Here is a 19,602-nt window from a genome sequence, read left to right on the forward strand (position 1 = left end):
ATAAATGAATTTTTCTCAACAAAATCAGCAGCCTCACCTGATTAGTGCGGCGGCTAAAGCTGCTTTTCCTTATAGTGCGCCAATGATTGCAGGATTTTTATTTCTTGGTGTGGCATATGGTATTTATATGAAGGCACTAGGTTTCGGATTTTTATATCCTACTTTGATGGCTTTACTTATTTATGCTGGTTCTGTTGAGTTTATTGCTGCTGGAGCACTTATCGCGCCTTTTTCTCCCATCAGTGTGTTATTAATTACCTTGATGATCAGTACTCGTCAGATTTTCTATGGTATATCAATGTTAGAAAAATATGGGGTACACATTGGTCATAAACGTTGGTATTTAATTACCACCCTTGTAGATGAATCCTTTTCTCTAAATTATATGGCCAAAATTCCACCGCACTTAGATAAAGGTTGGTATATGTTTTTTGTAAGTTTATATTTGCATATTTATTGGGTGGTTGGTGCTGCAATTGGTAACTTATTTGGCGCTGTCTTACCTTTTGATTTAAAAGGTGTGGAATTCTCGATGACCGCTCTTTTCTTAGTCATTTTTGCAGAAAATTGGATAAAGGAAAAATCCCATGAAAGCTCTCTCTTAGGTTTAGGGATTGCATTGGTTTTTTTACTGATTGTAGGCAAAGAATATTTCTTAATTCCAACATTAATTGGTATCTGGTTAATTCTAACTATACGTGGACCTAAATTAGACACAAAATTGGAGTCGCTAAAATGACACTTACAGAACAGATTATAACGATTGGAATTTGTGTGCTTACGGTGCAATTTACGCGCTTATTACCATTTTTTGTATTCCCAGCTAATCGTCCGATTCCACAATATATTCGCTATCTTGGGAAAGTTTTACCTCCAGCTATGTTTGGTATGCTTGTAGTTTATTGCTATAAGAATATTGATGTTTTAACTGGTTATCATGGTATTCCTGATTTTCTTGCAGGCATAGTGGTGCTAGGGCTACATTTTTGGAAGAAAAATATGTTTCTATCTATTGCGGTTGGTACGCTTTTCTATATGGTTTTAGTACAACTTGTCTTTATTTAAAATAAAATTATAGGGGCTGACGTAAATTAGCCCTAAATCATAACTTTCATTTCTCTAGAATCCTCTTGAATCTAAAGTTACTTCATAGTTTATAATTAATCCAATTTCTAGAATGGTAGAAATTGGAATTCTAGTTATTACAAAAGATAGAACCTCGTTTTATTAAATTCTTTTATTGTTCATAGTACGACCATCTAGGTTGCTAAAAGAATTTAGCCGGTGACAAAGTGCGGGGTGAGCGAGCTAATGTTATCTAATTCCCCCAAATTGGATATGCTTCCCAAGATTTTAGATGTGCGCACTCGTCCCGGCTTTTTATGCGCTAATGATGATGAAAATACCTTTATTTTTCATAAGAAAAAATAATTTCATCTTGCAATCGGTTGCTTTTTTTTCTGATCTTTTCCTTATTTTAAAAATCTTTTATCATGGCGCCCGTTTTTATTTTTAATCGAAGAGAACAGAATTATGGAATTGAATTTAGTTGAATTATTGGGTTATATCGCAACCTTTTTTGTTGCAGTATCGTTTTTGTTTAAATCTATCGTACATTTACGCGTAGTGAATAGCATTGGAGCAATTTTATTTGTGATCTATAGCGTAATTATCGCAGCTTATCCTGTAGCATTATTAAATGCATTTTTAGCCGTTGTGAATGTTTATCAACTTTGGCGATTAAGACAAGAAAAAGTCTCTAAATAAAAGAAAAGTGCGGTGAAATTTCACCGCACTTTGTCGTTTTAATGCTCACGAGTTTTGTAAAAAACGACATCAGGATAACGTTCTTGAGCTAAATTCAGATTTACCATTGTTGGCGCAATATAGGTTAAGTTATCACCACCATCTAAAGCTAAATTTTGCTCATTTTTGCGTTTAAATTCTTCGAATTTTTTCGCATCGGCACATTCCACCCAGCGTGCAGTTGCAACGTTCACATTTTCATAAATTGCTTCTACGTTATATTCAGTTTTTAGACGAGAAACCACCACATCAAACTGTAAGACACCTACCGCTCCCACGATTAAATCGTTGTTCATTAATGGGCGGAATACCTGAACAGCACCTTCTTCTGAAAGTTGTACTAAACCTTTAAGTAATTGTTTTTGTTTGAGTGGATCTCTTAAGCGAATACGGCGGAATAGCTCAGGCGCAAAGTTTGGAATACCGGTAAATTTCAAGGTTTCACCTTGCGTAAAGGTATCGCCAATTTGGATCGTACCATGATTATGTAAACCAATAATATCGCCAGCGTAAGCTTCTTCGGCGTGAGCACGGTCGCCAGCCATAAAGGTGAGTGCGTCAGAAATCACCACATCTTTTCCAATACGGACGTGTTTGAGCTTCATACCTTTCTCATATTTGCCTGAAACAACACGCATAAAGGCAACACGGTCGCGGTGTTTTGGATCCATATTAGCTTGAATTTTAAATACGAAACCACTGAATTTTTCTTCTGAACTTTCAACGGTTCTTGTATCTGCTTGACGGGATTGTGGTTTTGGCGCCCATTGTGTTAAACCATCAAGGAAATGATCCACCCCGAAGTTACCTAATGCTGTCCCGAAAAATACAGGCGTAAGTTCACCTTTAATAAAGGCATCATGTTCAAATTCGTTACTTGCGCCTTGCACTAATTCTAATTCATCGCGAAGTTGTTGTGCTAAATCATCGCCAACAGCAGCATCTAATTCTGGGCTATTTAAACCTTTCACGATACGAACTTCTTGAATGGTTGAGCCTTGACCGGATTGATAAAGATAGGTTTCATCTTTAGCGATATGATAAACGCCTTTAAATAATTTCCCGCAACCAATTGGCCATGTAATTGGTGCACAACGAATTTTAAGAATATTTTCCACTTCATCTAACAATTCCATCGGATCGCGAATATCGCGGTCGAGTTTGTTCATGAAGGTGATGATTGGCGTATCACGTAAGCGAGTCACTTCCATTAGTTTAATTGTACGTTCCTCAACCCCTTTTGCTGAGTCGATAACCATTAAACAGCTATCCACAGCGGTTAAAGTGCGGTAAGTATCTTCAGAGAAATCTTCGTGCCCTGGGGTATCAAGTAAGTTCACCAAGCAATCGTTATAAGGAAATTGCATAACGGAAGTGGTAATCGAAATCCCACGTTGTTTTTCCATTTCCATCCAGTCAGATTTGGCATGCGCAGTTGAGCCTTTGCCTTTTACAGAACCTGCTGTTTGAATCGCATTTCCGTATAAAAGTACCTTTTCGGTGATGGTTGTTTTACCTGCATCGGGGTGGGAAATAATCGCAAAAGTGCGACGTTTATTAACTTCTTCTAATGGATAACTCATTGTTTCTTCTTCGTTCAATTAAAAATGTGGGGTATTTTCGCTGATTTTAGGTTTTTGCTCAAACGAATTTGTAAATAAAGTGCGGTTGGTTTTCTTAGAAAAATTGGTCTGCTTTGTACAAAGACAAATTTTCGCTTATACTACGCAAGTTTTTTACGCTAACAATATAGGAAAAATTATGGGTTTCTTAACAGGTAAACGCATTTTAGTAACCGGTCTTGCAAGCAATCGTTCTATCGCTTACGGGATCGCAAAATCAATGAAAGAACAAGGTGCAGAACTTGCTTTCACTTATTTAAACGATAAATTACAACCGCGCGTAGAAGAATTTGCCAAAGAATTTGGTTCTGATATCGTGCTTCCTTTAGATGTTGCAACTGATGAAAGCATTCAAAATTGCTTTGCAGAATTAAGTAAGCGTTGGGATAAATTTGATGGTTTTGTTCACGCAATCGCATTTGCACCGGGCGATCAATTAGATGGCGATTATGTCAATGCGGCAACGCGTGAAGGTTACCGTATTGCTCACGATATTAGCGCATATAGCTTCGTTGCAATGGCACAAGCGGCACGTCCTTATTTAAATCCAAATGCTGCATTATTAACCCTTTCTTACTTAGGGGCAGAACGAGCGATTCCTAACTATAACGTGATGTGTTTAGCGAAAGCGTCTCTTGAAGCAGCAACACGCGTAATGGCAGCGGATTTAGGTAAAGAAGGTATTCGTGTGAATGCAATTTCTGCTGGCCCAATTCGCACTTTAGCGGCATCAGGCATTAAAAACTTCAAGAAAATGCTTTCTACCTTTGAGAAAACTGCTGCATTACGCCGTACTGTCACTATTGAAGATGTGGGTAACTCAGCAGCATTTTTATGCTCTGATTTAGCATCGGGTATTACTGGTGAAATCGTTCACGTAGATGCAGGTTTCAGCATTACCGCAATGGGCGAATTAGGCGAAGAATAATTTTTCTTACATTCTTTTTTAGGCAGGCTTTTCAGTCTGCCTTTTCTCTTTTTTAAAATATAACTATGTTTCAAGATAATCCTTTACTCGCACAGCTTAAACAACAAATCCACGACAGCAAAGAGCATGTAGAAGGCGTGGTAAAAAGCACTGATAAAGCCTACGGTTTTTTAGAGTGCGATAAGAAAACCTATTTCATCGCGCCGCCTTCAATGAAAAAGGTGATGCACGGTGATAAAATCAAAGCCACCATTGAAAAGCAAGGCGATAAAGAACAAGCCGAGCCGGAATTCTTAATTGAGCCAATGTTGACGTGTTTCATTGCCAAAGTGCGGTTCAATAAAGACAAGAAATTACAAGTTTTGGTGGATCATCCAAGTATCAATCAACCAATTGGCGCACAACAAGCTAAATCTGTAAAAGAAGAATTACAGGAAGGTGATTGGGTGGTTGCTAATTTAAAAACACACCCATTACGTGATGATCGCTTTTTCTATGCCACTATTAATCAGTTTATTTGCCGAGCTGATGATGAATTTGCCCCTTGGTGGGTAACATTGGCACGTCATGAGCAATCTCGTTATCCTGTGCAAGGCACTGAAAGTTATGAAATGTTAGATCAACAAACTCGTGAAGATCTGACCGCACTTCATTTTGTAACGATTGACTCTGAAAGCACAATGGATATGGACGATGCCTTATATATAGAGCCTATAGAACAAAATGGTGAACAAACAGGTTGGAAATTAGTTGTAGCGATTGCGGATCCAACTGCTTATATCGCGTTAGATTCTCAAATTGAAAAAGATGCGAGACAGCGTTGTTTCACCAATTATTTGCCTGGCTTTAACATTCCTATGTTACCACGTGAATTATCTGATGAATTATGTTCGTTAATGGAAAATGAAACGCGTCCAGCCCTTGTTTGTTATATCGAAACGGATCTTGAAGGCAATATCACGGCTAAACCGCATTTTGTTTCGGCTTATGTTCAATCTAAAGCGAAATTGGCTTATAACAAAGTGTCGGATTATTTAGAATGTGCAGACAACTCATGGCAGCCAGAAACATCAGAAATTGCACAACAAATTGATTGGTTACATCAATTTACTAAAGCACGCATTCAATGGCGTAAGACTCATTCTTTGTTATTTAAAGAAAAACCGGATTATTCTTTTGTGCTCGCTGAAAATGGCAAAGTGGCAGAAATCAAAGCAGAATATCGTCGTATAGCCAATCAAATTGTCGAAGAATCGATGATTATTGCTAACATTTGTGCTGCGCAATTTTTAGCAGAGCAGGCACAAACCGGTATTTTTAATACGCATAGCGGTTTTGATAAGAAATTCTTAGAGAATGCGCACAATTTCTTAATGGCAAATTTAGCCAATGAACAAAATCAAGCTGAACTTGCTGAGTGTTATTCGGTAGAAAATTTGGCGACATTAAACGGTTATTGCCAAATGCGCCATGATATTGAACCGATAGAAGGCGACTATTTAGAGTTCCGTTTACGTCGTTATTTAACTTTCGCCGAATTTAAATCGGAATTAGCACCGCACTTTGGTCTTGGTTTAGAAGGGTATGCGACATGGACATCACCAATTCGTAAATATTCTGATATGGTGAACCATCGTTTAATTAAAGCAGTATTGACACAACAAGCTTGTAATAAGCCACAAGATGAGGTGCTGGCCCGTTTACAAGAGGCTCGTCGCCAAAATCGCCTAGTAGAACGTGATATTGCAGATTGGTTATATTGCCGTTATCTTGTCGATAAAGTTGAATCAAATGCCGAATTTGAGGCGGAAGTGCAAGATGTGATGCGTGGTGGCTTACGTGTGCAATTATTAGAAAATGGCGCCTCAATGTTTATACCTTCTTCAACTTTACATAATAATAAAGAAGAAATGCAGGTGAATTCCGATGAGATTGCCCTTTATATTAAAGGGGAGCGCATTTACAAAATAGGTGATATTGTGAAAGTGAAACTTACGGAAGTGAAAGAAGCAACTCGCAGTATTGTCGGCGAAATCGTTCAATAAAATGCTTCTTTTTCAACCAATTTTAAGTTGTTGAATATTCGGGAATAAAAAACGGCTACATGAAGTAGCCATTTTTATAAGCGGAAAAGTGCGGTCAATTTTCACCGCACTTTTATCTTATTTCTTGCCTAATTGTGGCAATACTGAATCTTTAATTGCGCTTAATAAACCTGTTTGTGCATAGATACCAAGTTTACCTCGGGTGTCAGATACATCTAAGTTACGCATAGTTAATTGACCGATACGATCAATTGGATCAAATGGCGCATCTTCCACTTTTTCCATACTTAAACGCTCTGCTTCGTAGGTTAAGTTTGGTGATTCGGTATTTAAGATAGTGAAGTCGTTACCACGACGAAGTTCAAGTGTTACAGTGCCCGTAATTGCTTTTGCCACCCAACGTTGTGCTGTTTCACGCAGCATTAGTGCTTGTGGATCAAACCAACGGCCTTGGTATAACAAACGGCCTAAACGGATGCCATTAATACGATATTGTTCGATGGTATCTTCATTGTGAATACCCGTTACTAAACGTTCGTAAGCGATATGCAATAATGCCATCCCTGGCGCTTCATAAATACCACGAGATTTTGCTTCAATAATACGATTTTCGATTTGGTCAGACATCCCTAAACCATGACGGCCACCGATACGATTGGCTTCTAGAATAATATCAACTGCATTATCAAAACGTTTACCATTTAATGCGACAGGGACGCCTTCTTCAAAAGTGACGGTTACTGTTTCTGGTTTAATTTCTACATTCTCGTCCCAAAATGCTAAACCCATAATTGGTTTAACAATTTTCATGCCTGTGCTTAATTGCTCCAAGTCTTTTGCTTCATGAGTTGCACCCAGCATATTGGAATCTGTCGAGTATGCTTTTTCAACTGACATTTTATAGTCAAAACCATTTTCGATAAGGAATTGAGACATTTCAAAGCGGCCACCAAGTTCTTCAATAAATTGCGCATCTAACCAAGGTTTATAGATTTTTAAATTCGGGTTTGTTAATAAACCATAACGATAGAAACGTTCGATGTCATTCCCTTTGAATGTAGAGCCATCCCCCCAAATATTTACATCGTCTTCTTTCATTGCAGCAACTAGCATCGTTCCGGTTACTGCGCGACCAAGTGGTGTTGTATTGAAGTAAGGAATTCCGCCTGTAGAAATATGGAATGCACCGCATTGAATTGCCGCAATGCCTTCATGAGCAAGCTGAGCACGACAATCAATTAATCGCGCATTTTCAGCGCCATACGCCATTGCTTTTTTAGGGATTGTGCTGTAATCATCTTCATCAGGTTGACCTAAATTAGCGGTGTATGCATAAGGCACTGCGCCTTTTTGACGCATCCAAAGTAATGCTGCGCTAGTGTCTAATCCGCCAGAGAAAGCAATACCGACTTTTTGCCCTTCAGGTAAATGTTGTAGAATTGTATTTGACATATCTTTTCCTTGTTTATAATTTAGGTTGAATAATTAATCATTTTATTTGAATAAAAAGTCATTTAAATATAACCGCACTTTTTATGTTTGTCCAGCCTTTTATGTATTAAGACGAAAAATCTTTAGTTATCATCGTGCATAAAAAATCCCCGCTCTAAATAGCAGGGATTTTGATCTCTATTTTGTTAATAAATCCAGCGCTTCCTGATATTTATCAAAAGTTTTCTGAATAATATTTTCTGGCACTTTAGGGGCGGGCGCTTGTTTATTCCAGCCGCTATTTTCTAACCAATCGCGTACAAATTGTTTATCGAATGATGGAGGATTAATCCCTTCTTGATAAGTATCGATAGACCAAAAACGGCTAGAGTCTGGTGTTAATACTTCATCCATTAAGGTGAGTGTGCCATTTTCATCTAAACCAAATTCAAATTTTGTGTCGCAAATAATAATGCCTTTAGTCAGTGCATATTCTGCAGCAGCAGTATAAAGTGAGATAGCTTTTTCTTTTACTTGTGCGGCTAAATCAGCCCCGATGAGTTTTTCACATTCTGCATAGCTGATATTTATATCGTGACTGCCAACGGCTTCTTTACTTGATGGGGTGAAAATAGGTTCTGGTAATTTACTGGCTTCAACTAAGCCTTCAGGTAATTTTAATCCGCAGATGGTTCCAGTTTGTTTGTAATCTTTTAAACCACTGCCAGTTAAATAGCCACGCACGATAGATTCAATTTTAATGGGATTCAAACGTTTACACACTACCGCACGATCTTTGACTAAATCAGCTTCTTCTTTTGGCAACACATCATAAACAGTCTCGCCAGTGAAATGATTCGGCATAATATGAGCAAGTTTGTTAAACCAAAAATTGGAAATTTGAGTCAGAATTTCGCCTTTTCGTGGAATGGGATCATCTAAAATAACATCAAACGCAGATAATCGGTCAGAAGCAACCATTAGCATACGTTTATCATCGATTTCATAGAGATCGCGTACTTTACCTGAATAGATTTTTTTTAGACTTAAAGTGGGGAGTTGTTGTGTCATCGTTTTGCACCTGTATGAAAGTAAAAACTGGCGCGTATTGTACCGCACTTTTAAAGCAAACGTTTGCTATTTTTTAAAAGAAATAAAAAATCCCCTGAAATTTCAGGGGAAATGTAGTTTTTTGCTTCAAAAATTTGCTTATTATTAGAAATATACCGCGATTAATTATTGAGCGGGTGGATTTGGGTTATCCAATACATCCCAGACGCTTTCTTGTCGAGGTGCGATTTCTGTTTCAGCTGGTGGAGTAGCTGGCGATGGAGAAGCATTTGATGTGCCTCCGCAGAAATTCTGCCCATTATTGACCCAAACTGGGATCACTCGATTGCTGTCACAATCCCAGCTGCCATGTTGGGTAATACCAACCCATTTCATATTCTCAGGTTTATTTAGCTTCAATTTCTCAATATAAGTATGGCTTAAATAATCTTTATAAATCTGTAATGCGCCTGATGCACCAGTGAGTTTTGTTTCACCATTATCATCGCGACCAAGCCAAACCGTGCTGATATTTTTTCCATCGATCCCCACAAACCAAGTATCACGTGCATCATTTGTTGTCCCTGTTTTACCAGCTAAACGTAAATCCGCATAATCATTTTGTAAGCTACGAGCTGTACCCCGTTCAACAGTTTGTTGCATCGCAAATAACGTTTGGAATGCGGCTTCTTGTGGTACCACTTGTTTTGCGGTTTTATCATGTTGATAAATGATATTTCCTTGGCGATCTGCAATGGTATCGACGGTTGTGAGCTCAATCCGTCCACCTTGATTTGCAATAGTTTGATAAAGTTTTGTGACATCATAAGGTGAGATAGTATAAGCCCCGAGCAACATAGCGGGCACTTTTGGAATTTCCACGTTATCCCATCCCATCGCTTTTTGTGTATCAATGACTTTGCTCAAGCCGACTTTCATCCCAATATTAACAGTCGGAATATTTAAAGAACGCGCTAAGGCATCCATTAACATTACCGAACCGCTATATTTTTTATCATAGTTGCGCGGTTGCCACGGCGGGCTACCTTTGACATTAATCGTAATTGGCTGGTTATTAATTGGGGTATTTAAACGGAACTGTTCTGGATTAGAAAGTGCGGTCAAATAAATTGATGGTTTGACTAAAGAACCAATCTGACGTTTTGCCATTAATGCACGATTAAAGCCAGCATATTGCGTTTGTAAACCACCCACTACCGCACGAATTTCACCCACACGGTAATCCGCAACAATCATGGCGCCTTCTAAATATGGATTTTTAGTTTTCAGTTGTAGTTGTGAAACTGTATTCACCACTGCATTTTCTGCTTGGGCTTGTTGTTTTAAATCCATTGTGGTGAAAATCCGTGCGCCAAGTAAACTGGATATTTTATGTTCGCCTAGTTTACGACGTAAATCCGCCTGTAAAGTTTGAATAAATGACGGATATTTACGGGAGATTTGTCCTTTTTGTTGAACACCTAAAGGTCGTTGGCTTAATAATTGATAAAGTTCATCACTGATCATTTTATGTTCAAGCATGAGCTTTAAAACAACATTACGACGCTCTAAGGCATTTTGAGGATTACGCCAAGGATTATAAAGTGAAGGGCCTTTGACCATCCCGACTAAAAGTGCAATTTGATCTAAGCTAATTTCACGAATTGAACGACCAAAATAGAATTGGCTGGCTAATTCAAAACCGTGAATTTGCGTATCGCCATTTTGTCCGAGATAAATTTCATTGAGATAGGTTTCGAGAATACGATTTTTATCATAACGCCAATCTAACAGCAGTGACATCAAGGCTTCGTTTGCTTTACGGGTGATCGTACGTTCGCTTGATAAAAATAAATTTTTCACGAGTTGTTGAGTGAGTGTACTACCACCTTGTACAGTTTGTCCCGCACGAATATTGGTAATTAATGCTCGTATAATCCCCACTGGATTTATACCGTGATGATCATAAAAACGGCGATCTTCTGTTAAAATTAGGGCATCAATCAATAAGCGCGGGTAATTTTGTAAAGGAATTGCAAGGCGATCTTCATTATCAGATTCCAACATTGCAATCAATTTGGGCGCAAGGCGAAATTCATCGATTGCTTTTACGGCAACGAGATCTTCAATTCGATTAAGTTTGTTATCGACAAAACGTAAACGTAAAACTCGTTGTGGTTCTGGTTTATCAGGGAAAGGGAAAGCTCGACGAAGAACCACAATGGTATCATCTTCCAATTTGAAATCGCCTGGTGCGGCTACCATGGTCGTTTGGCGATATTCGTTATCTAATAAAATTTGAATCACTTCATCGAAAGCGAGATTATCTGAAATTTTCACACTTTCAATACGGCTATATACTTCAGCGGGCAAACGCCAAATTTGCCCGTCCATTTTCGAACGGATTTGCCAATCTAAATATCCGCCATAAAATACGGTTAATACCGCACCACTAAACGCTACTTTTAATAGAAAGCTTTTGAAAGAACGGTGTTTTTTGGGTGTTTTTTCTTCGGGATTTTTTTGAACGTTTTCGGTGGTCATAGTCGGTTAAGAGATAAAATCAACATAAGCTTCGAGGAAATGGATAAAATCTTGCGTGCCACAAAAAGCAATGCTTTCCTCATCATAATAATGAAAATCGTCTTCCAAAATTTCATCTGTTTCAATGGCGAGATTATTCGCTCGTACCATTACTTCATCAGCATCTAAAAACAATGTATATTCTGCGCCAATTAAGATATTTTCTTGATTTTCAGAGAGTGATTGCGCAGTAGAAAGTGCGGTCAAAATCGCCTTTGGATTTGACCGCACTTCAGTATTGAACCAGTTAGCAAGAGCAATGTGTTCCATCGAACATTTTACGGATACATTGCCTTGATAATGTGTAAATTGAAAATCCATCTTAGATACTAAAGGATGAACCACAGCCACAAGTGCTGGTAGCATTTGGATTATTTACAGTAAAGCGTGAACCTTCTAAACCTTCTGTGTAATCGACGGTACCACCGATTAAATACTGTAAACTCATTGGGTCAATCACAAGTTGAACCCCTGATTTTTCAATCGTTAAATCGCCTTCATTCACTTTTTCATCAAAAGTAAAACCATATTGGAAACCGCTACAGCCACCACCCGTGATATACACGCGTAATTTCAAATTAGTATTTTCTTCTTCGCTGATTAAATTTTTTACTTTATTCGCTGCTGCATCAGTAAATGTCAATGGTACTGCAATGTTATCTGTCATAATTATTTCCCGCTTCCCGAAAATTTGAATTCCGTTATTATCTAATAACCATTTACTCCATTCAAGTGTAATCCAGTTTTTTCCTAGAAATCGTGCTATAATCTGGCAAAATTTTTTTCAAAAAAGGTGAAATAAAATGGCTATTCCAATTAGAACAGAAAAAGAAATTGTAAAACTACGTGAGGCCTGCAAATTGGCTTCGGATGTGCTGGTGATGATTGAACCTTACGTAAAAGCAGGTGTAACTACTGGCGAACTTGATCGAATTTGCCATGAATATATGGTGAATGAACAAAAGGTTATCCCTGCATGTTTGAATTATCACGGTTTCCCAAAATCTACTTGTATTTCCATTAACGAAGTTGTCTGTCACGGTATTCCAAGTGACGATAAAGTGCTTAAAAATGGCGATATTGTGAATATTGATGTCACGGTGATTAAAGACGGTTATTTTGGCGATAACTCAAAAATGTATATCGTGGGTGGTGCAACGAATATTCGTAGTAAAAAGTTAGTGGAAGCGGCACAGGAAGCCTTATACGTGGGATTGCGCACAGTAAAACCAGGTATTCGTTTAAATGAAGTAGGTAAAGCTGTGCAAAAATATACTGAAAGTCAAACTTTCAGCGTTGTGCGCGAATATTGCGGACATGGTGTCGGTACAGAATTTCACTGCGAACCTCAAGTATTGCATTATTACGCAGATGATGGTGGTGTGATTTTAAAACCAGGCATGGTGTTTACGATTGAGCCAATGATTAATGCGGGAAAAAAAGAAGTGCGCGTGATGGGTGATGGTTGGACAGTAAAAACCAAAGATCGCAGCCATTCAGCACAATATGAACATCAACTTGTTGTCATGGAAACTGGTTGTGAAGTGATGACTATTCGCGATGAAGAAATTGCAGAAGGTCGAATTTCACGGATTATGGTGAATGTGTAATTGACATAAAATTATAGGATAAGGGCGTAGATATACGCCCTTTTTATTTTTCTTTATAATAAAACGACTTCGATATAACAAAAGGCAATTAATATGCTGTTTTCTCCGATACTCTCTTCTCCTTTAACGCCAAGTGCGGTCAAAATTGAGCGAGAAAATCTTAAGCAATTTGAGCTTGAGAATTTTTCTCGTTATTCCATTTTTGAGCTTATTGAAAATCGCAGTGATTTTTATGATGCCTTATTGATTCAACTTTGGCTGGAAATGGGATTAAGTGAACAACAGGGGATTGCTTTAATTGCTGTAGGCGGTTATGGACGGCGTGAGATGTTTCCTTTGTCGGATCTCGATTTTTTAATTTTGGTCGAGCAAATGCCTAGCCCAGAAATTGAAGAAAAGATCACCCAATTTATCCAATTTTTATGGGATTGTGGCTTTGAGGTGGGAAATAGTGTTCGAACCTTAGAACAATGTGAATCGGAAGGAAAACAAAATATTACGATTGCCACCAATTTATTAGAAGCCAGATTTCTTGCTGGAAATCGACCGCACTTTGATGCGCTAAATGAATTAGTAAAACATGCTGATTTTTGGTCGAAAGAAGATTTTTTTAATGCCAAAGTGCAAGAGCAAATAGAACGTTATCAGCGTTATCACAATACGGCTTATAACCTTGAGCCAGATATTAAGTACAGCCCTGGTGGCTTGAGAGATTTACATTTGTTGTATTGGGTGGCGTTGCGCCATTCGGGGGCGCTGACTCTTGAGGCCATTTTACAAAGTGGTTTTATTTATCCTCAAGAATATCAGCAACTACAAGAAAGTCGTGCTTTTTTATTTAAAGTGCGGTTTGCTTTGCATTTGATTTTGAAACGTTACGATAATCGTCTGTTGTTTGATCGTCAAATTAAAGTCAGTGAATTGTTGGGTTTCCTAGGGGAAGGCAATCAAGCTGTGGAAAAAATGATGAAATGTTTTTTCCAAGCATTGCACCGAATTTCGTTGATTAGTAATTTGCTGATTCAGCATTATCGAGAAAATGTGCTTTCATCAAATCAGGATAGCGTGATTCATCAGTTAGACGATGATTTTCAACTGATTAATCAATGCTTGTGTTTGCGTAATAGCCTTGTTTTTCAAGAAAAACCAGAACGAATTTTAGATCTATTCTTTTATTTAACGCAGTACGAACAGGCCAATATTCATTCTGATACCTTGCGTCAATTACAAATTTCCTTAGATCAACTACCACAAAAATTATGTGAAATTCCTGCAGCTAGGGAAAAATTTCTACGTTTGTTTAATCAACCTAATGCGATTAAGCGTGCGTTTATGCCGATGCACCAATATGGCGTATTAACTGCGTATCTTCCGCAATGGCAAGCCATTGAGGGCTTAATGCAATTTGATTTGTTCCATATTTATACGGTGGATGAGCATACATTGCGCGTGATGTTGAAATTGGAAAGTTTTCTGTCACAGGAAAGTGCGCAAGAACATCCCATTGCTCATCGAATTTTTAGCCAACTTTCTGACCGCACTTTGCTTTATATTGCAGCGTTATTCCACGATATTGCAAAAGGGCGGGGCGGTGATCACGCAGAACTTGGCGCAGAAGACGTAGCAGACTTTGTGCAATTACATGGTTTAGATCGTCGAGAAATTGATACCCTTGCTTGGCTTGTCCAATCCCATTTGCTGATGTCAATTACGGCGCAACGCCGTGATATTCATGATCCTGAAGTGGTTATGAATTTTGCGGAAGCCGTGCAAAATCAAGTTCGATTAGATTATCTCACCTGTTTAACGGTGGCGGATATTTGCGCAACCAATGGTAATTTATGGAATAGCTGGAAACGTTCTCTTTTTGCCTCTTTATATGAATTTACTGAACAGCAATTTGCACAAGGTATGAAAGAATTGCTTGATTACTCAGAAAAATCGGAAGAAAACCGAAAACTTGCACAACAAATTTTAACGCAGGATTATTCCGAGATTGCACCAATCTTGATTGAGCAATTATGGGATCGTTGTCCTGAAGATTATTTTGTGCGTAATACGCCAAAACAAATCGCGTGGCATACAAGTTTGCTAGTGGGGTTTGCTGAGTCATTATTAGTGAAAATTAGTAATCGCTTTTCACTTGGCGGCACGGAAGTGTTTATTTATTGCCAAGATCAACCGCACTTATTTAATAAAGTCGTGAGTACCATTGGCACAAAAAAATTCAGTATCCATGATGCGCAGATTATTACGACACAAGATGGTTATGTTTTTGATAGCTTTATCATCACAGAACTTAACGGTGAATTAGTGGAATTTGATCGTCGCCGAGAATTAGAGCAAGCTCTAACAGTAGCCCTTCAAAGTGAAAAATTACCCGCACTTTCTATTGCCCCGAATCGTCAGCTTCAACACTTCAGTGTACAAACTGACGTACGTTTTTTACACGAAAATAAAAAAGAGCATACTGAAATGGAACTGGTTGCGTTGGATAAACCAGGGTTATTAGCGCAAGTGAGCCAGATTTTTAGTGAGCTAAATCTCAATTTATTGAATGCGAAAATTACCACTGTGGGCGAGAAAGCCGAGGACTTTTTTATTTTGACGAATCAATTAGGGAAAGCTCTTGCAAGAGAGGAGAGAGAAATATTAAAACAAGTTCTTGTGAAAGAAATTCACTAACTAATAATGTAGATATATGAATAAATTAACTCTCATAGCCTTACATTGAAACTATTAAGAATAATTATATATTCTACTATGGTTATTTTTAAATTTGTGACGAACTTCACATTTTTTTGAATTAGTTAGAGTATAATTGATAAACCAATTTTATTCTATTTTTATATAGCATTGATTTAGTAGTGGAGAATTGTATGAATACTATTTATAAAGTATTGTGGAACGCCGGTTTGCAAATGTTCCAAGTTGTATCTGAATTAGCGAAAGGAAAATCAAAATCAAAACGTTGTAGCTTACAAGTTTTTGACACATCATCTGCCTGCCTGCCTGCCTGCCTGCCTGCCTGCCTGCCTGCCTGCCTGCCTGCCTGCCTTAGCAGTATCTTCCGTTCTTTTATTTTCAACAAATAGTTTTGCGGCAGATTCTGATCCTGTTACAAAAGCTGAATTGTCTCGTGCTAAAGAAGATTTAGAGCGGAACATTGATTCTGCTAGGATTCGTTTTGTGAGTATTAATCATACTCATGACGATCTAGGCAATGGTAATAACTCTTATAACGATAGTGCAAAAGGAACCGATTCAATTGCAGTAGGAAAGCTAGCATCTACCAAAGTGGGGGCAGATGCAAGCGTAGCTATTGGTGTTGCAGCAACCACAGAAAAAGCACTTGGTATTGCAATAGGTGTTGCATCAAATAGTAAAAGTGAACAAGGAATAGCTTTAGGTGGCTGGGCAGAAGCAAGTGGACAATTAAATGCTATTGCAATAGGTACACTAGCAAAGGCGATGAATTCAGGAAGCCAAGCGATAGGTCAATTATCTAAAGCTCAAGGGCATCTTTCTCAAGCTTATGGAGATCGAGCTGAAGCTTATGATGTGAATGGAGTCGCTATAGGTAGTTCATCTCGTGTTTCAGGTGATAACTCTGTTACTTTAGGGGCATATTCTTACGTAGGTGAGAAAAATTCTGTTCCCCCAGCAGATAGTGCAACCCCACGTTTTCATACACACCAAGATAAAGAATATTCAATCATCCATCCAACCAATAAGAAAAAATATAACTATGGAATTGCTCTTGGTGCTCTTTCAAAAGTATTCGGTAGTCAAGGCATTGCTGTTGGGGGGGAAGCACATGATCATGTTTCCCTTGCCGTAGGTTCTTCAGCTGTTGCGCAAGGATATTTTTCAGCTTCAATTGGTGCATTTGCTATAACGAAAGAGCGTGATGCCATTTCATTAGGACATGTTGCTCAAGCTAATAAACGAGGTTCAGTTTCATTGGGGCATGACGCAATATCAAATGTTGAAAGTGCGGTAGCTTTAGGGGAAAATTCTTTGGCAGATCGAAGCCTTGATGATCTTAAAAGTATTGGTTATGACCCTTTGAATAAAAGGGTAAAGATGGATTCAGATGGTTCAAATAAGGAATTTGTTTTTGATACTGATGCTGACAAATCTAGATACACTGAGCTTTCAAAAGAGCTCATTGAATTAAAAAAGGAAGCTAATAATCTTGAAACTGAGTTTGCAAGTATTGTGAATGAAAAAAATAAAGCTAATCTTTCTAGTGAGGAAGAGAGGGATATTGAGCAGCGTTTAAATCAAAAATCAGCTGAACTGGATAGCAAATTATCTGAAATAAAATTAAAAGAACATGAAAAAAATAAATTAGTTTCAGTATGGCGTGCTACAGCAGGAGCTGTATCTGTAGGAGATCATAATATAGGTATAACTCGCCAAATCACTAATCTGGCTGCAGGTAGTGAAGATACTGACGCAGTAAATGTAGCTCAATTGAAATCATTAAAAAACGCAGGTTTAACATTTGCGTTGAATGATTATGATAAAGATCAAGTAGATAGTACCAAAGATAAACTAATTAAAAAAGAAATTGGCAGTATTTTTCAGATTCAAGGCAAAAGTGATTTTGTTTATAACGATGCTAATAAAGCTAAGTACACTTCTGATAATTTAGTAACATTTAACGACGCTGGAGTATTGCGTATTGGAATGTTGAAATCTCCAAGTTTTACTGGTGTAACATTGGGAGAGGGTGATAAAACAGTTTCACTTACCGTTGATGATGGTGCTTTAAAAGCTGGCGGTAAAACAATTTTCACCGAAGATAACTTTAAAAAGTTTTTTACAAAACTTTATACTTTTGAAGGTGGCTTGAAAGCAGAAGAAAAAGACGGAAAAACCGTTATTTCATTGAATAAAGAAACCATTAAGCAAATGCCCGAATTAAAAGGCGAGAAAGGTGATGCAGGAAAATCCGCATACGAAATATGGAAAGCGCAAGACGGCAATGGAAATAAATCTGAAGCTGATTTCACTAACGCAATAAAAGGCGAGAAAGGTGATGCAGGAAAATCCGCATACGAAATATGGAAAGCGCAAGACGGCAATGGAAATAAATCTGAAGCTGATTTCACTAACGCAATAAAAGGCGAGAAAGGTGATGCAGGAAAATCCGCATACGAAATATGGAAAGCGCAAGACGGTAATGGAAATAAATCTGAAGCTGATTTCACTAACGCAATAAAAGGCGAAAAAGGTGATGCAGGAAAATCCGCATACGAAATATGGAAAGCGCAAGACGGCAATGGAAATAAATCTGAAGCTGATTTCACTAACGCAATAAAAGGCGAAAAAGGTGATGCAGGAAAATCCGCATACGAAATATGGAAAGCGCAAGACGGTAATGGAAATAAATCTGAAGCTGATTTCACTAACGCAATAAAAGGCGAGAAAGGTGATGCAGGAAAATCCGCATACGAAATATGGAAAGCGCAAGACGGTAATGGAAATAAATCTGAAGCTGATTTCACTAACGCAATAAAAGGCGAGAAAGGTGATGCAGGAAAATCCGCATACGAAATATGGAAAGCGCAAGACGGCAATGGAAATAAATCTGAAGCTGATTTCACTAACGCAATAAAAGGCGAGAAAGGTGATGCAGGAAAATCCGCATACGAAATATGGAAAGCGCAAGACGGTAATGGAAATAAATCTGAAGCTGATTTCACTAACGCAATAAAAGGCGAGAAAGGTGATGCAGGAAAATCCGCATACGAAATATGGAAAGCGCAAGACGGCAATGGAAATAAATCTGAAGCTGATTTCACTAACGCAATAAAAGGCGAAAAAGGTGATGCAGGAAAATCCGCATACGAAATATGGAAAGCGCAAGACGGCAATGGAAATAAATCTGAAGCTGATTTCACTAACGCAATAAAAGGCGAGAAAGGTCCTAAAGGAGAACCGGGCCTTAAAGGAGGACAAGGTCTTAAAGGCGAGAAAGGAAAATCTGCTTATGAAAGTTGGAAAGAATTGCCTGCTAATCAAGGTAAATCAGAAACTGAATTTGCTGAGATGTTAGGTGGCGGAGCAAGTAAAGTAGAGTTACAACAGCTTCGTACTGAACACGATAGTTTGAAAGCACAAATCCGCAAAGATCAGCAATCTATTCAACAACTCGATCGCAATATGCAAAAAATGAACAAAGATTTACGGGCAGGGATTGCGGGGGCAACAGCGATTGCTTTCTTACAAGGGGGAAATTTTGCTGGAGAGTCTGCGGTTTCTGTGGCAGTAGGCACTTATAAAGGAGAACACGCGTTAGCGGTCGGTTATGGCAGACGTTTAACCAATAACAAAATTGAGGTTAAATTGGGTGCTAGTATCAATAGCCGAAGTGATGTGAATGCGGGGGGAAGTGTAGGATACCACTGGTAAAATAAAGGATAAGAGTAAAAGTGCGGTCAATTTGGACCGCATTTTTTATAAAAATACGGGTGTTGACGTGAAAAATTGTGGTTCTTGAAAAATATATTTCTAGG

At 38.3% G+C, this 19,602-nt stretch carries 15 protein-coding genes; 9 read left to right on the forward strand and 6 right to left on the reverse strand.

The features are described from left to right. Window positions 1–4: 4 nt before the first annotated feature. The 3 genes from azlC (at window position 5) to DV427_RS06825 (ending at window position 1,767) form a co-directional block, all read left to right on the forward strand. Window positions 5–739: an azaleucine resistance protein AzlC gene (azlC, locus tag DV427_RS06815; RefSeq protein ID WP_114891766.1), complete on the forward strand. Its 735-nt coding sequence runs from the start codon at window positions 5–7 to the stop codon at window positions 737–739. After that, window positions 736–1,065, forward strand: a complete 330-nt coding sequence (locus tag DV427_RS06820; RefSeq protein ID WP_114891767.1) for a branched-chain amino acid transporter permease — start codon at window positions 736–738, stop codon at window positions 1,063–1,065. The genes azlC and DV427_RS06820 overlap by 4 nt, the downstream gene beginning before the upstream one ends. A 468-nt stretch (window positions 1,066–1,533) precedes the next feature. After that, window positions 1,534–1,767: a YgjV family protein gene (locus DV427_RS06825; protein WP_065246315.1), complete on the forward strand. Its 234-nt coding sequence runs from the start codon at window positions 1,534–1,536 to the stop codon at window positions 1,765–1,767. Window positions 1,768–1,805: 38 nt separating this feature from the next. Here DV427_RS06825 and prfC read toward each other — a convergent pair whose 3' ends face one another. Next, the gene (gene prfC, locus DV427_RS06830; RefSeq protein ID WP_005644678.1) at window positions 1,806–3,389 is read right to left on the reverse strand and encodes a peptide chain release factor 3; all 1,584 of its coding nucleotides are present in this window, start codon (window positions 3,387–3,389) and stop codon (window positions 1,806–1,808) included. 178 nt (window positions 3,390–3,567) lie between these two features. On the opposite strand from prfC, the gene DV427_RS06835 reads away from it, so the two are divergent. Then, window positions 3,568–4,356, forward strand: coding sequence for an enoyl-ACP reductase FabI (locus DV427_RS06835; RefSeq protein ID WP_005644958.1), 789 nt, complete (start codon window positions 3,568–3,570; stop codon window positions 4,354–4,356). 65 nt (window positions 4,357–4,421) lie between these two features. Continuing rightward, window positions 4,422–6,401, forward strand: a complete 1,980-nt coding sequence (gene rnb, locus DV427_RS06840) for an exoribonuclease II (protein ID WP_114891768.1) — start codon at window positions 4,422–4,424, stop codon at window positions 6,399–6,401. Window positions 6,402–6,518: 117 nt separating this feature from the next. On the opposite strand, the gene argG is transcribed toward rnb, so the two are convergent. The 5 genes from argG to erpA all read right to left on the reverse strand — a co-directional run bounded on the left by argG (window position 6,519) and on the right by erpA (window position 12,132). Continuing rightward, window positions 6,519–7,853, reverse strand: a complete 1,335-nt coding sequence (argG, locus tag DV427_RS06845; RefSeq protein WP_114891769.1) for an argininosuccinate synthase — start codon at window positions 7,851–7,853, stop codon at window positions 6,519–6,521. A gap of 177 nt (window positions 7,854–8,030) precedes the next feature. Next, window positions 8,031–8,903, reverse strand: a complete 873-nt coding sequence (locus DV427_RS06850; protein ID WP_114891770.1) for a phosphoribosylaminoimidazolesuccinocarboxamide synthase — start codon at window positions 8,901–8,903, stop codon at window positions 8,031–8,033. Window positions 8,904–9,068: 165 nt separating this feature from the next. Further along, window positions 9,069–11,426 (reverse strand): penicillin-binding protein 1B, encoded by a 2,358-nt coding sequence (gene mrcB, locus DV427_RS06855; RefSeq protein WP_114891771.1) that lies wholly within the window; start codon window positions 11,424–11,426, stop codon window positions 9,069–9,071. 6 nt (window positions 11,427–11,432) lie between these two features. Next, window positions 11,433–11,786, reverse strand: a complete 354-nt coding sequence (locus DV427_RS06860) for a YacL family protein (protein ID WP_114891772.1) — start codon at window positions 11,784–11,786, stop codon at window positions 11,433–11,435. 1 nt (window position 11,787) lies between these two features. Continuing rightward, window positions 11,788–12,132, reverse strand: a complete 345-nt coding sequence (gene erpA, locus DV427_RS06865) for an iron-sulfur cluster insertion protein ErpA (protein ID WP_009500973.1) — start codon at window positions 12,130–12,132, stop codon at window positions 11,788–11,790. Window positions 12,133–12,268: 136 nt separating this feature from the next. On the opposite strand from erpA, the gene map reads away from it, so the two are divergent. From map to DV427_RS06885, 4 genes are all read left to right on the forward strand, one after another. Then, a complete protein-coding gene (gene map / locus DV427_RS06870) occupies window positions 12,269–13,075 on the forward strand; it encodes a type I methionyl aminopeptidase (protein WP_114891773.1) in 807 nt (268 codons plus the stop codon). 93 nt (window positions 13,076–13,168) lie between these two features. Continuing rightward, complete coding sequence (gene glnD / locus DV427_RS06875) at window positions 13,169–15,760, forward strand: bifunctional uridylyltransferase/uridylyl-removing protein GlnD (protein WP_114891774.1); 2,592 nt, start codon at window positions 13,169–13,171, stop codon at window positions 15,758–15,760. A 194-nt stretch (window positions 15,761–15,954) separates the two neighbouring features. Beyond that, window positions 15,955–16,170: an ESPR domain-containing protein gene (locus DV427_RS06880; protein ID WP_114891775.1), complete on the forward strand. Its 216-nt coding sequence runs from the start codon at window positions 15,955–15,957 to the stop codon at window positions 16,168–16,170. 37 nt (window positions 16,171–16,207) lie between these two features. Beyond that, the gene (locus DV427_RS06885; protein WP_162790281.1) at window positions 16,208–19,498 is read left to right on the forward strand and encodes a YadA-like family protein; all 3,291 of its coding nucleotides are present in this window, start codon (window positions 16,208–16,210) and stop codon (window positions 19,496–19,498) included. The last annotated feature ends 104 nt before the right edge of the window (window positions 19,499–19,602 follow it).

The sequence above is a fragment of the Haemophilus haemolyticus genome (assembly GCF_003351405.1).
GTDB classification, from domain to species: domain Bacteria; phylum Pseudomonadota; class Gammaproteobacteria; order Enterobacterales; family Pasteurellaceae; genus Haemophilus; species Haemophilus haemolyticus_N.

Coding starts and splice junctions, on each gene's coding strand:
- azlC (WP_114891766.1), top strand. CDS start 5: ATGAATTTTTCTCAACAAAATCAGCAGCCTCACCTGATTAGTGCGGCG.
- DV427_RS06820 (WP_114891767.1), top strand. CDS start 736: ATGACACTTACAGAACAGATTATAACGATTGGAATTTGTGTGCTTACG.
- DV427_RS06825 (WP_065246315.1), top strand. CDS start 1,534: ATGGAATTGAATTTAGTTGAATTATTGGGTTATATCGCAACCTTTTTT.
- prfC (WP_005644678.1), bottom strand. CDS start 3,389: ATGAGTTATCCATTAGAAGAAGTTAATAAACGTCGCACTTTTGCGATT.
- DV427_RS06835 (WP_005644958.1), top strand. CDS start 3,568: ATGGGTTTCTTAACAGGTAAACGCATTTTAGTAACCGGTCTTGCAAGC.
- rnb (WP_114891768.1), top strand. CDS start 4,422: ATGTTTCAAGATAATCCTTTACTCGCACAGCTTAAACAACAAATCCAC.
- argG (WP_114891769.1), bottom strand. CDS start 7,853: ATGTCAAATACAATTCTACAACATTTACCTGAAGGGCAAAAAGTCGGT.
- DV427_RS06850 (WP_114891770.1), bottom strand. CDS start 8,903: ATGACACAACAACTCCCCACTTTAAGTCTAAAAAAAATCTATTCAGGT.
- mrcB (WP_114891771.1), bottom strand. CDS start 11,426: ATGACCACCGAAAACGTTCAAAAAAATCCCGAAGAAAAAACACCCAAA.
- DV427_RS06860 (WP_114891772.1), bottom strand. CDS start 11,786: ATGGATTTTCAATTTACACATTATCAAGGCAATGTATCCGTAAAATGT.
- erpA (WP_009500973.1), bottom strand. CDS start 12,132: ATGACAGATAACATTGCAGTACCATTGACATTTACTGATGCAGCAGCG.
- map (WP_114891773.1), top strand. CDS start 12,269: ATGGCTATTCCAATTAGAACAGAAAAAGAAATTGTAAAACTACGTGAG.
- glnD (WP_114891774.1), top strand. CDS start 13,169: ATGCTGTTTTCTCCGATACTCTCTTCTCCTTTAACGCCAAGTGCGGTC.
- DV427_RS06880 (WP_114891775.1), top strand. CDS start 15,955: ATGAATACTATTTATAAAGTATTGTGGAACGCCGGTTTGCAAATGTTC.